15 protein-coding genes and 1 riboswitch are annotated in these 15,115 nt (G+C 62.2%); of the genes, 12 read left to right on the top strand and 3 right to left on the bottom strand.

Annotated features, from left to right (window positions below; all coding sequences use genetic code 11):
- Nucleotides 1–30: 30 nt before the first annotated feature.
- The gene (locus CA2_RS08495; RefSeq protein WP_052369879.1) at nucleotides 31–1,005 is read left to right on the top strand and encodes a porin; all 975 of its coding nucleotides are present in this window, start codon (nucleotides 31–33) and stop codon (nucleotides 1,003–1,005) included.
- 76 nt (nucleotides 1,006–1,081) lie between these two features.
- On the opposite strand, the gene CA2_RS08490 is transcribed toward CA2_RS08495, so the two are convergent.
- Nucleotides 1,082–1,945 carry a methylglyoxal synthase gene (locus CA2_RS08490; protein ID WP_042415521.1) on the bottom strand — a complete coding sequence of 288 codons (864 nt, stop codon included), beginning with the start codon at nucleotides 1,943–1,945 and terminating at the stop codon, nucleotides 1,082–1,084.
- Between the two features lie 94 nt (nucleotides 1,946–2,039).
- On the opposite strand from CA2_RS08490, the gene CA2_RS08485 reads away from it, so the two are divergent.
- From CA2_RS08485 to CA2_RS08460, 6 genes are all read left to right on the top strand, one after another.
- On the top strand, nucleotides 2,040–2,882 hold the full coding sequence (locus tag CA2_RS08485) for an alpha/beta hydrolase (protein WP_042415317.1): 843 nt from the start codon (nucleotides 2,040–2,042) through the stop codon (nucleotides 2,880–2,882).
- Nucleotides 2,883–3,029: 147 nt separating this feature from the next.
- On the top strand, nucleotides 3,030–4,268 hold the full coding sequence (locus CA2_RS08480) for a multidrug effflux MFS transporter (protein ID WP_245620914.1): 1,239 nt from the start codon (nucleotides 3,030–3,032) through the stop codon (nucleotides 4,266–4,268).
- A gap of 40 nt (nucleotides 4,269–4,308) precedes the next feature.
- Entirely contained in the window at nucleotides 4,309–5,301 is a 993-nt protein-coding gene (miaA, locus tag CA2_RS08475) for a tRNA (adenosine(37)-N6)-dimethylallyltransferase MiaA (RefSeq protein ID WP_042415312.1), read from the top strand.
- A gap of 238 nt (nucleotides 5,302–5,539) precedes the next feature.
- Entirely contained in the window at nucleotides 5,540–5,704 is a 165-nt protein-coding gene (locus CA2_RS08470) for a hypothetical protein (RefSeq protein WP_154165012.1), read from the top strand.
- 203 nt (nucleotides 5,705–5,907) lie between these two features.
- A riboswitch (cobalamin riboswitch) is annotated at nucleotides 5,908–6,138 on the top strand.
- 136 nt (nucleotides 6,139–6,274) lie between these two features.
- Nucleotides 6,275–8,221, top strand: coding sequence for a TonB-dependent receptor (locus CA2_RS08465; RefSeq protein WP_042415306.1), 1,947 nt, complete (start codon nucleotides 6,275–6,277; stop codon nucleotides 8,219–8,221).
- A gap of 394 nt (nucleotides 8,222–8,615) precedes the next feature.
- Entirely contained in the window at nucleotides 8,616–8,882 is a 267-nt protein-coding gene (locus tag CA2_RS08460) for a hypothetical protein (protein WP_042415518.1), read from the top strand.
- A gap of 734 nt (nucleotides 8,883–9,616) precedes the next feature.
- On the opposite strand, the gene CA2_RS08455 is transcribed toward CA2_RS08460, so the two are convergent.
- Entirely contained in the window at nucleotides 9,617–10,273 is a 657-nt protein-coding gene (locus CA2_RS08455) for a DUF924 family protein (RefSeq protein WP_042415303.1), read from the bottom strand.
- A 666-nt stretch (nucleotides 10,274–10,939) separates the two neighbouring features.
- Nucleotides 10,940–11,095 carry a hypothetical protein gene (locus CA2_RS17990; protein WP_156105994.1) on the bottom strand — a complete coding sequence of 52 codons (156 nt, stop codon included), beginning with the start codon at nucleotides 11,093–11,095 and terminating at the stop codon, nucleotides 10,940–10,942.
- A gap of 471 nt (nucleotides 11,096–11,566) precedes the next feature.
- Between CA2_RS17990 and CA2_RS08450 the strand changes: the two genes are divergently transcribed.
- The 5 genes from CA2_RS08450 (at nucleotide 11,567) to CA2_RS08440 (ending at nucleotide 14,755) form a co-directional block, all read left to right on the top strand.
- Complete coding sequence (locus CA2_RS08450; RefSeq protein ID WP_042415299.1) at nucleotides 11,567–12,394, top strand: DUF6216 family protein; 828 nt, start codon at nucleotides 11,567–11,569, stop codon at nucleotides 12,392–12,394.
- Nucleotides 12,375–12,833, top strand: a complete 459-nt coding sequence (locus CA2_RS08445; protein ID WP_042415296.1) for an RDD family protein — start codon at nucleotides 12,375–12,377, stop codon at nucleotides 12,831–12,833. Before CA2_RS08450 ends, CA2_RS08445 begins: the two co-directional genes overlap by 20 nt.
- Nucleotides 12,834–12,986: 153 nt before the next feature.
- Nucleotides 12,987–13,355 (top strand): hypothetical protein, encoded by a 369-nt coding sequence (locus CA2_RS17985; RefSeq protein WP_156105993.1) that lies wholly within the window; start codon nucleotides 12,987–12,989, stop codon nucleotides 13,353–13,355.
- 14 nt (nucleotides 13,356–13,369) lie between these two features.
- Entirely contained in the window at nucleotides 13,370–14,287 is a 918-nt protein-coding gene (locus tag CA2_RS17980) for a hypothetical protein (RefSeq protein WP_156105992.1), read from the top strand.
- Between the two features lie 21 nt (nucleotides 14,288–14,308).
- The gene (locus CA2_RS08440) at nucleotides 14,309–14,755 is read left to right on the top strand and encodes a VOC family protein (RefSeq protein WP_042415293.1); all 447 of its coding nucleotides are present in this window, start codon (nucleotides 14,309–14,311) and stop codon (nucleotides 14,753–14,755) included.
- The last annotated feature ends 360 nt before the right edge of the window (nucleotides 14,756–15,115 follow it).

Genomic DNA, 15,115 nt, shown 5'->3' with positions numbered 1-15,115 from the left:
AGGCCCGGCTTTGCTTTTTCCGAGTGTGACGTGACAGTTTTTTCCCCCAAGACCCTGGCCGCCTGCGGCCTGTTCGCCTTCTCCACCACCGCCCTGGCCGATGCCAGCGCGGTCGCCTTCTACGGCCGCCTGGACACAGCCCTGGAATCCACCCAGACCGGCCACCGCCGCGTGCACAGCCTGAACAGCAGCGACGCCTACTTCGGTTTCAAGGGCGTGGAAGCCCTGGTCCAGGGCCTGAAGGCCGGCTTCGTGCTGGAAAGCGCCATCCAGACCGATGACGGCGCCACCAGCCAGGCCGGCAGCTTCTTCAGCAACCGCAGCGAAGTGTTCCTGGAAGGCGCATTCGGCACCGTGCGCATGGGCCGCTTCTTCAACCCCTCGTACTACGCCGTGGCCGACCGCACCAGCCTGCACAACGAGGACTACGGCATCAGCGCCGATGCGCTGTACGCCAGTGTGGAAAACGCCGCCAACCGCCTGGGCTACAGGTCGCCCACACGGCACGGCCTGACGCTGGAGTCCACCGTCAGCTTCCACGAGCGCGACGCCGCCCACCAGGGCCACAACGCCTATGACCTGGCCGCCAACTACGAACGTGGCCCCTGGTCCTTCGGCGCCGGTTACGGCGCATGGGCCGATGCCCGGCAGTACGCTGTGCGCGCCACCTGGACCCAGGGCGACTGGACCGTCTCGGGCTACCACCAGCGCAGCCAGGACCGGGTCGCCGGGGTACAGACCAAGACCCAGGTGACCCGCGCCGCCGTGGCCTATGCGATGGGTGCCGGCGAACTGCACGCCAACTTCGGCCACGCCAGCGCCCCTGGCCAGGCCGAGGCCGACCAGTGGACCGTGGGCTACAACCACCACCTGAGCGCGCGCACCAAGCTCTACGCCTTCTACACCGTGCTGCAAAACCGCCACGGCGCGCACTTCGCCCCCGAGGACCTGGCCGCGGGCGAAGACCGCAAGTCACTCTCGGTGGGCATCCGCCACCACTTCTGAGGCCTTCCCACAGCAGGCACACCCACAAAAAAAGCAGCCCGCAGGCTGCTTTTTGGATGACTTGGGATGGGAGCGCTCAGGCGCGCAGCAAGGCGGCATCGCACCAGCGCTGCGCCACCTTCAGCGTGGTGGTGCAGACCGCTTCGTGCGTCACCGTGGTCACGGCGCGCTCCAGCAGTTGGATGTCGGCCTCGTGCTGGCGTGCCACGTGCGGGTCTTCGAAGAAGATCACGCGCTGGCAGCGGCGCTCCAGCACCAGATCGGCAATCTGCGCATCGCCCCCCAGCGGGCCGCTGTTGTAGCGGTCCACCCAGGGCAGGTCCTGCGGCCAGCCCTTGCTCCAGGCCAGTTCGTTGAGCTTCTGGCCCGTGGTGCCCGTGCCCACGCGGCGGCGAAAGCGCGACAGCAAGGCAAAGTTCTGCGCCGCAAACTCCAGCATCTGCGGCTTGAGCGCATCGTGGGCAATCAGCGCCAGGGTCTGGTTCTCGTAGTCGTGGAAACGATCGGCATGGCGATCCTGGGGCAGGCCGGCATGGATGCGCTCCATCTCGATCCAGTCGCGCGCGCTGGCCACCGTGGACAAAAAGGCCTTGCCGTGGATCACGCACTGGCGCTTGAGGGCCAGCGCCTCGGGGAAGATGGAGGACGGGTCCACCGGGTCGGTCAGGTAGATGGCGGCGTCCAGCGTGCGCCCGTCGCCCATGCCCACCACCTCGGCCACCAGCTTCATCAGCCCGCCCTCGCGGCCATAGGGGTAGCGCACCAGCTGGGGGTATCGGTGCAGCATGTCGGCCGCCGCGATGGCATCATAGGTGCGGCCCACGGCATGCAGGCCCAGCTGCAGCTCACGGATGCCGGGTTCGATGGCGCGCAGCAGTGCGAACAGTGCAGCGTCCTCGGTCTGGTGATGGAGTCGGTTGGCAGCAAGCCCGATCAGCATGGTCACATTCATCCTTGGTCAACGCCTGCACGGCCGCGCGCAAGCTTGCCGGCAAGCATAGTCCCAAACCACCCTGTTTTGCGTCACCACCACCATGAAACTGCGCCACCTGATCTGGGCCACCGCCGTCGCCACCGCACTGTCCGTGGCCGGCTGCTCTGCGCTGGATGCCAAGCAGCGCGCCATGATCTTCCAGCCCAGCGACCGCGTCTGGCAGCGTGCCGACATGGCGGGCATGCAGGACGTGTGGATCGACTTCCACAGCCAGGCCGACCAGCAGGCCGTGCGCCTGCACGGCCTGTGGCTGGCCCAGAAAAATGCCCGCGCACCCGTGCTGCTGTACCTGCACGGCGCGCGCTGGAACGTCACCGGCTCCACCCAGCGCATGCGCCACATGCACGCCCTGGGCTTTGCCGTGCTGGCCATCGACTACCGCGGCTTCGGCCAGACCCAGCCGGCCAGCCTGCCCTCGGAGGTCAGCGCCCGCGAAGACGCGCTGGCCGCCTGGCACTGGTTGGCGCAGCAGCACCCCCAGGCGCCGCGCTTCATCTTCGGCCACTCGCTGGGCGGGGCCATCGCCATCGACCTGGCCACGCGCGTCGACGACGAACAGGGCCTGGTGGTGGAAGGCACCTTCACCAACATCCGGGACATGGCGCGCAATTTCCAGTGGGGCTGGCTGCCGCTGGGGCCGCTGATCACGCAGAAGTTCGACTCGCTGGACAAGGTGGCCCACATCGGTGCGCCGCTGCTGGTGGTGCACGGCAGCGCCGATACGCTGGTGCCCCCGGCCCTGGGCCAGCAGCTGTACGACGCCGCCATGCCACCCAAGCAGTGGGTGCTGGTGCAAGGCGGCACTCACCACAACACCAACAGCCTGGGCCAGACCCAGTACCGCGCCGCCCTGGCTGCGTGGCTGGCGCCTAAAAATCCATAGCTGTTCGCGCTTGCCAGGCAAGCGCCAGAGGCATTTTTTGCCACTGTCTTAAACAAGCGACACCACGCCCAGGTGCAACTGCTAACCTGCGCGGCGGCCGGTCCCCATGGCCTGCCGCCCGTTGGTTTCACTTCGCACTGGTTGTTCGTGTCTTCTGTTTCCCCCTCCGCCGCAGCACGCGCGGCCATGTCCCCCGTGTTCGTCATCGCCATGCTGGCCCTGCTGCTGGGCCTGCAGCCGCTGACGACCGACCTGTACCTGCCGGCCCTGCCCCTGCTGACCGAACAGCTGGGCGCCAGCGTGGCCCAGACCCAAACCACCTTCACCGCGCTGCTGCTGGCCTTTGGCGGCTCGCAGCTGCTGTGGGGCCCGCTGTCCGACCGCTGGGGCCGCCGCCCCATCCTGCTGACCGGCATCGGCCTGTACGTGCTGGCGGCCGTGGGCTGCGCGCTGGCGCCCGACATGCACAGCCTCATCGTGCTGCGGGTGCTGCAGGGCGCTGCCCTGGGCGCGGCCGTCATGGCGGCGCGCGCCATCGTGCGCGACCTGTACCAGCCCGTCGAAGGGGCGCAGGTCATGTCCAAGGCCCTGACCGGCCTGGGCGTGCTGGCCTGCAGCAGCCCGCTGCTGGGCAGCCTGCTGGCCACCCACCTGGGCTGGCGCGCCACCATGGTCACCCTGGCGCTGGCCGGCAGCGGGGCCTGGCTGCTGGTGTGGCTGCATTTCCAGGAAAGCGTGCAGCACTTCAACCCACACGCCCTGCGCCCGCGGCTGCTGTGGCAAAACTGGCGCCGCATCCTCAGCCACCCCACCTTCCTGGCCTACACGGCCACCACCAGCTGTTCGTTCGCCGGGCTGGTGGTGTTCCTGACCGGCTCGCCCTTCGTGTTCATGGGCGTGCTGGGCTGGAGCGCACAGGACATCGGCCTGCTGCTGGCCGCCAACGGCATGGTCTACATCGGTGGCACCATCCTGTGCCGCCGCCTGCTGGTGCGCTGGGGCGTGCGCCGCACCGTGGCCGTGGCCGGCGGCCTGGCCCTGCTGTGCGCCGTGCTGCTGGCGGCGCTGGCCTGGGCCGGCGTGCGCAGCGGCCTGGCCTACGCCGCGGTGTGCATGCTGTACCCGGTGGCCCACGGCATCCAGCAGCCCTGCGGGCAAAGCGGCGCGGTCAGCAGCTTTCCGCAGGCGGCGGGCACGGCCTCGGCGCTCAACGGTTTCATCATGATGGTGTGCGCCTTTGCCACCGGACAGGTGCTGGGCCGCAGCTTCAATGGCACTGTGTACCCCTTGGTTTTCGGGCTGGGCCTGTGGTGCCTGGCCGCAGCCTTGGCATCATGGACGCTGGTGCGCCGCTACGGCGCCCCCGGCGCGGCCACTTCGGCCTGATGCGCGCCGGGCTGGCTTCAACCCTTTCCTGCCCCCTGCCTTGACTGCGTCCCCCCACCCTCTGCCCTGCATTGCGATTGCAGGCCCCACGGCTTCCGGTAAAACCAACGGTGCGCTGGCCCTGGCCGCCGTCCTGGCCCAGCGCGGCCAACCCAGTGAAATCATCAGCGTGGACTCGGCCCTGGTCTACCGCGGCATGGACATCGGCACCGCCAAACCCAGCCCGCAGGAGCGGGCCGCCGTGCCCCACCACCTGATCGATATCCTCGACCCGTTGCAGTCGTACAGCGCGGCCGAGTTCGTGCAGGACACCCAGCGCCTGGTCGCTGAGATCCGAGCGCGCGGCGCCATCCCGCTGCTGGTGGGCGGCACCATGCTGTATTTCAAGGCGCTGCTCGACGGCATCGACGACATGCCCGCCGCCGACCCCGAGGTGCGCGCCCGGCTGGACGCCCAGGCCGCCAGCATCGGCTGGCCCGCCATGCATGCCGAACTGGCCCAGGTGGACCCGGAAACCGCCGCCCGCCTGGCGCCCGGCGACAGCCAGCGCATCCAGCGCGCGCTGGAGGTCTGGCACATCTCCGGCCAGCCACTGTCCAGCTTTCACCAAGCCAAAAAGAGAGCTGAAGACGCACAGCCTGCCTTCGACTGCACGCTATTTTCTTTGGAACCCAGCGACCGTGCCTGGCTGCATGCCCGCATTGCCCAGCGCTTCCAGGCCATGCTGGACGCCGGCTTCATCGACGAAGTGCAAGCCCTGCGCGCGCGCGGCGACCTGCACCCCGACCTGCCCAGCATGCGCTGCGTGGGCTACCGCCAGGTCTGGGAAGAGCTGGACTGGCAGGTCCGCAAGAACACCCCGCAACTGAACATGCACCTGGTGCGCGAAAAGGGCATTGCCGCCACGCGCCAGTTGGCCAAGCGCCAGATCACCTGGCTGCGCAGCATGCCCCAGCGCCACACCATCGCCTGCGACGACCCGCTGGCCACCATGCAACTGGTCCAGGCCGCGCTGCAGTGCCTGCCGGCCTGACCAGCCCCCGGACCACATAGACAAGGGGGCACGGACCAGCCTTCCCGGTGCAAGACCGGGCTGACCCCGGCCAAGGACGGGGCGATGCCCCGGCCCACTGCGCCCGGTCCAATAACCGTGGCCTTCGGAGGGCTGCCGGTGCCCCCTGTGCCTGGACACCCCCGCCTGCCAGGGCGACACTTACCTCTGCTTACCGGCCCCGGCCGCCCAGGCCTTAGCCTTGGACCAGGAGTTGCCCATGAAAACCATGACCCTTTGCGCCACCGCCCTGTGCCTTGCACTGGCCCTGGGTGGCTGCGCCCAGCGCGCGCAGTACTACCAGCCCTCGGACACCAGCGCCCGCAGCGGCAGTGGCATCACCGTGTATGGCGAGATCGACGCCAGCGTGGTGCATTCGCGCTGAGCGCGCTGGACACACACCCCACGCCACAGGCTCCGTGCGTGTGGGCGATGCCGCATGTGTACGCACACAGTGCAAGCACCAACTTTCAGCACAACCCCTGCCATTCCACAGCCTGGATGCACGTCCCAGCGCTGCGGGCTCCTGCGCCGCGCAACCCGTGCGGTCGGGAAGCCCGGTATCATCGCCGTCCACTGCCTCCCAAGAGGCGGTGACCACGTTATCGGTGCCCAGGTCGGTCACGCCCTGGGTTAAACGGGAAACAGGTGCGCGCCATTCCCCAATCGATGCAATGCCTGTGCTGCCCCCGCAACGGTAAGTGCGAGTCTGTGGAACCTGTGCCACTGGGACGACAACGTCCTGGGAAGGCGTTCCACATGTCCGGTCAACCGGACCAACGCACCAGCCCGGAGACCGGCCGAAACGTACAGAGTCGGATGCGCTGCGGGGTGGCAGCGACGAGTGCGGCATGTTGGCTGCCTTCAGCAGCCCCCTTCCCCGAACGCGGTGCATCCATGTACGCAACGCCGCCGCCTGCGGGGACGCAGGATCGCGGCCTGATGAGTGATGTCCATGCCCTTCCGTCCTTCCCCCTGTTCCCTGGCTGTGGGAACCGCCCTGTCCTTGCTGGCGGCCCCTGGCAGCGCCCAGTCCAGCCTCAGCGAGCCCATCGTGGTCTCGGCCACACGCATCGACATGCACGACCAGGATGCGCCCTATGCGTCCGAGGTGCACACCCGCAGCGACATCGAGCGCTCGGGCGCGCATTCGCTGTTCGACTATCTGGCGCAGCAAAGCTCGCTGCAGATCAGCCCCAGCTACGGCAACCGCTACACCCCGCAGATCAGCATGCGGGGCTATGGCAATGACGGCTTCCAGAACCTGGTGATCTCGGTCGATGGCCGTCGGCTCAACAACATCGACTCCATCCCGCAGCTCATCGGCTCGATCTCGCTCAGCGACATTGAGCGCATCGAAATCACCAAGGGCAGCGGCGCCGTGATGTTCGGTGACGGCGCCACCGCCGGCACGATCCAGATCTACACCAAGCCGCGCAGCGGAGTCAGCCTGGAAACCTATGCGGGCGACCACGGGCAGCGCGGCGCCATCGCCTCGGCAGGCCTGGTCCGCGAGCGCTTCGATCTGTCGGCCACCCTGGACCACAGCCATGTGAACGGATTCAGCAGCCCCGACCCCACGGGCCACCGGGACCAGTCGGAAGCCAACACCTGGCGTGTGGCCGGCGCCCTCAAGCCGGTGGAAGGCCTGCGCCTGGACATGGAGGCCGGCGCCTCGCACATCGACACGCGCTACCAGAATCCGCTGACGCAGGCACAGTTCAACGCCCACCCCGGCATGCACACCGGCGCCGCCTACACCCAGCAGAAGCTGCAAAGCGACCACTGGAGCCTGGGCGCCGAGTACCGCGTGAACCGCCAGTGGAAGCTGTCGGCCCGCCACCACGATGAGGACAAGTCCTCGCTGTTCCCCAGCTTTCCCCCCGCCGCCCAGTACCGCTACGTGTCCAACGAAGTGGCAGCGCAGTACCAGCACGATACGCTGATCCTGAATGCGGGTTATCAGAACTTCGACGGCCAACGCACGCAATCCGGCAGCACCACCAAGCACAACCGCGGCCTGTTCCTGCAGGGGCAGTACATGCTGGAGGCCCTCACCCTGTCCGCCGGCATCCGCCGCGAGGAAGTCACCTACCGCCACAGCCCGCTCAGCGGCCAGTCCCTGCAATCCGAGCAGCGCCTGACCTCGTGGGAGCTGGGTGCCAACCACCGCCTGTCGCCGCAACTGGCACTGTTTGCGAACTACAGCGACGCCTTCGTCACCCCGGACGTGGATCGTTTCTTCTTCACCGACTGGAGCTCGGGCTCGCCCATCACCGCCTTCAACGGCTTCATCGAACCCGCCAAGGCGCGCACGCTGACCGTGGGCGCCAACCACCAGACGGCACGCCACCGCCTGAAACTGTCGGCCTTCTACGCCAAGCTCTCGAACGAGATCTACTACTTCGAGACTGGCCCGTTCTCCGGCATCAACACCAACATCGACCAATCCCACAAGTACGGCCTGGAGCTGCAGGACCGCGTGCAGATCACCCCGCGGCTGTCCGGCCACATCAACTACGCCTGGACACGCGCCATCATCGACCGCGAGAACGACGGCGGCGGCGCTTTCAATGGCAAGGAGCTGCCGGGCGTGTCTCGCCACAGCGTGGTGCTGGGCCTTAACCTGCGCGTGGCGGAGCGTGGCAACCTGCACCTGTCGCACACCTGGCGCAGCAGCACCTGGGCCGCGGGCGACTTTGACAACAACAACGCCCAGTGGCAGAAAGCCTTCCAGAGCACGGACCTGACCTACCGCCACCAGCTGGACAAGCACCTGGACATGTACGTGGGCGTCAGCAACCTGCTGGACCGCAAGAACGGCATCTGGGTGCGCGACGACGCCATCTACCCCGTGCAGTTCGAGCGCACCTGGAAACTGGGCGCACGCGTGCAGTTCTGACCCCGTGCCCCTGCCGCGCCCACGCCCGGGCGTGGTACAGCAGTGGGACATCCCCACCGACCCCATGCCCCGCATGCCCCATGCGACCAGCGACGGCCAGAGCGCCGCACTGGCCGCTTGGGGCAGGTGCAAGACCCAGCCTTCAGCGCCCGGCAGGTGGCGTGCCTCACCCCGCGCCACACCGTCGGTGCCTCGGTGCAGACACCGTGCACGGCCTGCGCCCCGCACGACCTCTCCAGCCCAAAGGCGTGCCAGACGCAGACCAAATCGGACCCACTCGATGGCCGGTACCCTGCCCCACCACCACGCCATCCCGCCCGCCAGCACACCGTCCGCCTGATTTAGGTACAGTGATGCCCCCTGCACGCCCTGCGTGCCCGCAGAAAAGAACACCATGACCCAAGACCCACAGCGCCAGAGCGAACTCAAAAAAATCGAAATGTGCGATGCCTGCGCCGGCATCCAGCGCAACTGGCGCAAAGCCCCCGGCCACGTCGAGCTGGCCCAGGGCAGCAACTACAAGCGCGAACGCGCCACCGGCATGGTCACCGTCACCCGCTACGTCTGCGAGCGCTGCGGCACCAACTGGGAATACGAGAACGACAAGAACAACATGCACGCCGGTTGGTCCCTGACCGGCCGCCGTCCCACCAAAGACTGAGATTTCTCAAAAAATATAGCTGGTAGCGCAGTATCTACAAGCTGCACTGCCCAAAAAGGCAAAAAGCGGGGCGTGCCCGTCGCACCGCCAGGCCCATGCCCCACGCTCCATCGCTTTCTGCCTTGCAGCATTGCGGAGGCTGTCGGAACTGGCAGGCGCGCAACGGCTGGGTCTTCGCGGGGCTACGCTCTCGCCCCAATTTCAGCCACCATGTCCGTCAAGACAGCGGCTGGCACCGTGCGGCAGTCGAATCACCCCGGTAGGTTTTTTTCAGCATCGGCGCGTGTGGCTGGCCGCAGGTGTGACCGTCATCGGTGCTACCGCTGACTGCGGCTGCATGGTTGTCAGTGCCCCACCAACTGCGCATGTTCTGTGACCAGGGCTACCTGTGCAGAGGATTTTCCCCACGCGGTCTTGGGCATCGGGCTGCACGCCACCACCACGGCCCGGCCACCGTAGACGGCAACATCGCCCTAGCACGCCACCGCATCAAAGCCATCGGATTGGGAATGCCCAGGCCATCCACCAAGCTTGCGAACGCTGACGGATTGCGATCTTGGCCTGCGCAGCATGCGGCACAGACAGACCCAGGGTTGCAGTTGCAGTTGCAGTTGCAGTTGCAGTTGCAGTTGCAGTTGCAGTTGCAGTTGCAGTTGCAGTTGCAGTTGCAGGTGCAGGTGCAGGCGCAGGCGCCACCGCAGTGTTGACCGACACCGCGGGTGCTACCGCCCCTCTCAGAACCCCGCGCCAGGCTGGCTCAGATAGGCCTTCTCGGCCGCCGTGCTCTCGCGCCCCAGGATGGGGTTGCGGTGCGGAAAGCGTCCGTACTGCGCAATCACCTCGCGGTGCTTGTGCGCATAGTCCAGCGTGACCTGGAAAAACTCGCGCAGCTGCGGCGGCGCGTTGCGCTGCAGCTCTTCGAAGGCCACCACGCTGCTCTCTTGCATCGCCAGGTTCTCGGCATGCTCCAGTGGCAGATAGACAAAAATGCGCGCCATCTCCGGGATGCTGGGGTCCTGGTCCCAGCCCCGGTCAATGCCCTGCAGGGCCAGCGCCAGCGCCTTGGCATCACCGGCAAAGCTCTTGGGCGTGCCGCGGTAGGCGTTGCGCGTGAACTGGTCCAGCACAATCAGCAGCGCCAGCCATCCCAGCGGGGACTCCAGCCCCTCGCCGTCCAGCTTGCCCGCCAGCGCCTCCTGCAGCACCGCACCAAACAGGTGGCGGATTTCCTCGTCCACCTCTTCCGATTTGGTGAACCACAGCGCCTGGCGCGTCTGCGCACTGGCGTTGGTGGGCAACTCCGCCCCCAGCCAGTACTCCAGCACCTGCGACAGGCGAGGATCCAGCACCGACGCGATCGGCAGTGCCCAGGGTTTGGAAGGGATGGACATGTGCAAACTCCTTGTCATCTGTAATCTCATGCGGCCCGTGCGGCCTGCGCCCATGGTGCATGCCTTGCGCCCCCCATGCAAGGCAAGACCGACCGTGGGGGGACGCTGTAGAACCACAACGCAGGTGATCAAGGCACCCTGCGGGCACAGCAAACGCGCGACTGCCACGTCGGCCTGGTCCGAACGGACTGCGCAAGGCCGCCACATTTTCGATGGTGCGGCCTGAGCCCACGGTCTGCAGGTGCTGTGCCCGCAAGCCCGGCCGCTTCGCCCCCCGACAATGACCTGAGAGCTGCCATTGGGACACGGCAGGGCCACGCTGCAGCCGTGCCTGGGGTCCATGGGGGGCAGCGGCACGCGATTGACGAGGAGGATTCCACACCACCGTGCACCCCGGCGCTGGGTCACTGCAGATGCGCTGCTGCTGCGCCGTGTCCGCCCGACCAGGCAGGTGGGCTTGGGGGACCACTCGGGTGGCCACCCAGTCAGGGGATCGGGGCCACGCCGCAGGCAGCGCGCTTCACCCCACCTGTGACCTGCGGGGTGAAAATTTCATCGAAATCACCATCTAACGCTTATCCCACCTGCGCTAACAGCTATCAAAAAATTCTTCTCCAACGGAAAGCCTGGGCGTGGGCTGGCACGGTCCAGCCACCGGCCCGCGCTTCAGTCCTGCTGGGTGCCTGCGGCCTTGACGATCTGGCCCACGCTGACAAAGTCGGCATCCAGCAGCTTCTGGAACTGCGCGCTGGGCAGCGTGTGTGCCAGGTCTTCGGCCACCCGCACACCTGGCATCCGCAGCACCACAGCGATAGGAGGCATGCGCTGCACGGCAAACCCCGAGCACGCTTCACCCGCGGTGGGATGCGTGGGGAAGCATGACCTCGCCATGTGCCCGTGCTGTGTACCCCGCCTGTTCGCCCGCATGGCGGGGGCCACACGCTGCCAGCGCTGGGCCAACCCCTCTGCATCCGAAGGGTGTCCACCGTGACCACCGTTCATCGTGAGCAAGTGTGAACCAAAAAATCAAAATTCCTAGCAGCTTGCGCTGAATAGATAAGAGTTAACAGCCAAAAACATACGGATCACGCAAAGCAACCATGGCCCACAGTTCACTCGACTATGTACTGCCGTTCATCCGTTCGCCCCTATAACGCAACGAATTGCTACAACAACCGCGCAGCCTGCCAGGGAGGGGCAGCGCACTCCTGAGACATGGCCATCCTGATACCTACCCTGATTTCCTACCTGTACCGCATGACAGCGGGCGAAAAATACTGCAAGAGATAAGCCATGGAAACGCTGATCTCGCCCATCCCGCTGCTCACGGCTAGCCTCTCCGCGATTGCGATCTTAGGGATTGCCTACCTGTGCTGGCGCGCGCAGTCGCTGCACTTTCTTCTGCGCCGTTTCTGGCTCTTGGTGCATGGCAACAAAGACATCCCAGACCCACGCATTCAAGCCTTTACCCACGACCAAACCAGCCTTTACGCATTTCGCCTGTTCAGTGGCACACAAGTGCAAAGTCTGGCACAAGCGCACGAACTGATCGCATGGAGCGAGAAACAGCAAGTGCCCATGGCCACTATCAGCGCTTGTGGCGACTGCTTTGATTTGGAAAACCACCGGGTGTACACCAACAAACTGCCTGGAATGCCTTACAGAGTGGCCCTTTTCATGTGGCTGTGCACTCTGATTTTTTTTCTCGGAGTCAGCATTTTTGTGGCCATCGCCAAACCCGGACTGGCCACCCTCAAAGCCACAGACCGCTGGATTGTTTTAAATGAAGACAGTGTGGAAATGGTATTTGCATGGCCTTTGGTAACACCACCATTGGATCGTGGAGATTGTCAAAAACAAAACCCAGCCCGTCTGCAAACCACGGGTTTCAGCCCTACCGAGATTCAAACCATCTGCGAATTTTTTGAATTCAAGGAATGGCGTGATCACATTACACAAACTAAAAAAGAGCAACGCAAATTGCTTTTCATTTTGGGATTGATTTGTGCAGCTTGTATTGCAATTTATATACCTGACATCCACAAATACTATCACGCCAGAGAGCTTCACAAAAAACTAACCCAAACCAAGGAGAGAGAAATTGAACACACAACCACTTGAATATGCTGGTTTCTGGACGCGCACCGGCGCCGCATTGATTGATGGCATTTTACTCTTGCTCATCACCCTCCCCTTGCTGATCTCTATTTACGGATGGGAATATTTAGAAACTGAAGACCTGGTACTGGGCCCTGCAGATTTCTTAATTAGCTGGGTACTACCCGCTTTTGCCACTGTGCTTTTTTGGCTTTACAAAAAAGCAACTCCGGGGAAGATGGCTGTGGCGGCTCAAGTCGTGGATGCACAAACTGGCGCAACAGTCACCGTCGGTCAAGCCATGCTGCGCTACCTCGGTTACTTTATTGCAATGCTTCCGCTCGGCTTGGGTATTTTCTGGATCGGTTTTGACCGCCGCAAACAAGGTTGGCATGACAAAATTGCCGGGACTGTGGTTGTCAAACGCACCAATACAAGACCAGAGCCTGTACGGTTCAACTAGTGCAGACTAATGACGCCATCAAGTTCTGGAATTTCCGTTGGTGGCATTCGACGTCAAAACTTAGAGAAAATTTAAGCCAGAAAGATTTGGAGATGGAATCTAAATTGGCTTATGTGGCGGCGACAAGAGCAACAGCATTAATCATAAACCAATATGCAAGACATTAAGAAAAATGCTATCGAAGCATTAAAAAAACTACAAACAAGTATAAGCTCCTCAATTGCTGGAGATAATCTTTTAATAGATCATTACGGTTGGTATGCCCCAGCAATTAAGAAAAGTGAATTAAACGATCAAATCGAATACATTATTTCCTCTATTGATAGAATTGATGAAAAAACAAAAATTCCAGATTCATTAATTGATGTCATCAAATCACTTCCAGATAGAATTCAAAAAATCATATCAAACAACATAACACACATTCAAAATGGGAATGGCGGTCAAGCATTTCCACCGTTATTATCTTTTATTGATTGGCTTTTTTCTCAATCAATCCAATCCTATCATGGACAACATTAAAAAACCCTAATGCGATGCCAAAATCTTTGGCAAGCAGAATATCTGCCATCGATAAAAGAATTAATGAAATAGAGCCTGAACACAAGCTACTTCAAGAAAAGATAAAAACAATTAATGATGCCTATGCAGCAGCGGACGAGCTTCCAGAAAGCTTAGAAACTTTAAGAAACGCAAAGTCCAAAGCGAATGTTGCAGCAGAAGAAACCGCTAGGTGCGAGATTCAATCAAAAGAATTAAAAGGAAAAATTGAAAAAATAGAAAATTCACTTGAAGGCAGCAAACAAAAAGCCGAGGCAATATTAGCTCAATGCGAAACAGCTCTTCGCGCATCAACTAGCGTTGGGTTGGCTGCAGCATTTGAAGAAAGAGCAAGATATTTAAATATATCTATTCGATGGTGGGTTGCTGCATTGAGCGTATCGCTGGTAGGCGGCGCAATACTTGCACTATTAAGAATAAATTACATGAACGAATTGCTATCTAAAGATAACATTAATTTTATTGCAATTTTCGTTCACTTATTATTGAGCACTCTATGTATTGGCGGACCATTATGGTTTGCCTGGATATCAACAATTCTAATCTCATATAGATTCAAATTATCAGAAGACTATTCTTTTAAATCATCAGTCGCAAAAGCTTATGAAGGGTATCGAAGAGAAGCTGCTGAAATTGACGATGCATTTATACACCGATTATTTGGTAGTGCATTAGATCGCCTTGACCAAGAACCTATGCGAGTTATGGAACAAAAAACTCCATCTAGTCCATTTCATGATTTGATTGAATCAAGTGCATTCAAAAATGCTTTAGATAAATTTCCAGATTTAAACAGTGTGTATAGAAATATTTTCTCCAACAAAAAAGATAGTAAAGAAAAGTCAAATCAAGATGATGATCTGATTGGTGGGACAATAACAAAGCACGATTAAATAAATAGCTTTCAATTCCATATGCTCTCCCACATCCTCCTCGGCACCAACGACCTCACCGCCAGCCGCCAGTTCTATGACGCCGTGCTCGGCATCTTGGGCGCACCCTCCGCCAGCCACATCCAGGTCAACGGTTTTGAACGCTATGTTTGGGACCACGACGGCACGCGCCTGATGATCGCCACGCCGCGCGATGGCCAGCCCTGCACCCACTACAACGGCTTCACGCTGGGTTTCAAAACCACCTCCATCGACCAGTTGCACCGCGCGCTGGACGCGGCGCTGGCCCACGGCGGTGTGGCCATCGAAGACCCTGCAGGCTGGCGCAAGGCCCCGGGCAATGACCGCTATCTGGCCTATGTGCGAGACCCGGCCGGCCACAAGCTGTGCCTGATGTTCCGCGAGATCTGGGCACTGCCTGCGCCAGAAGCAGCTAAAAACCATAGCTTTCAGCGCTCTGTAGATTAGCGCTAGAGGCTGATTGGAGACTCAGCACTTCTGCCTGGGCTGGCACACCAACGCGCGTTGCCCGACGCGTGCCCTCTGCCCCGCACGGCCCCAGCCTGCGCGGGTGGGCGCCATGCCTACCAACCGCCATAGCACCGAGGTGTTGCCGTCGGTTTGACAGCGGCGCGCCTCACCGGTGCGGCGTTGCGTCGGTTGGTCTGTCGCTGCGCAGGGGGCTCTTTTTCGCAGGGCGCGTTGCCGCGGCTCCGACATGCTCCTTCGCAAGAGGGAACTGGTGCCGTCGCGTGCCCCCTGGCGCGGCACTCGCGCCGTCCGCGTAGCCTGGCCGCTGCCTGCCCGCATCGCTTGCCGCTGCATGTA

Source organism: Comamonas aquatica NBRC 14918 (assembly GCF_000739875.1).
Classification (GTDB): domain Bacteria; phylum Pseudomonadota; class Gammaproteobacteria; order Burkholderiales; family Burkholderiaceae_C; genus Comamonas; species Comamonas aquatica.
The sequence above is the reverse complement of the archived record's forward strand: the minus strand, read 5'-3'. Positions and strand labels throughout refer to the sequence as shown.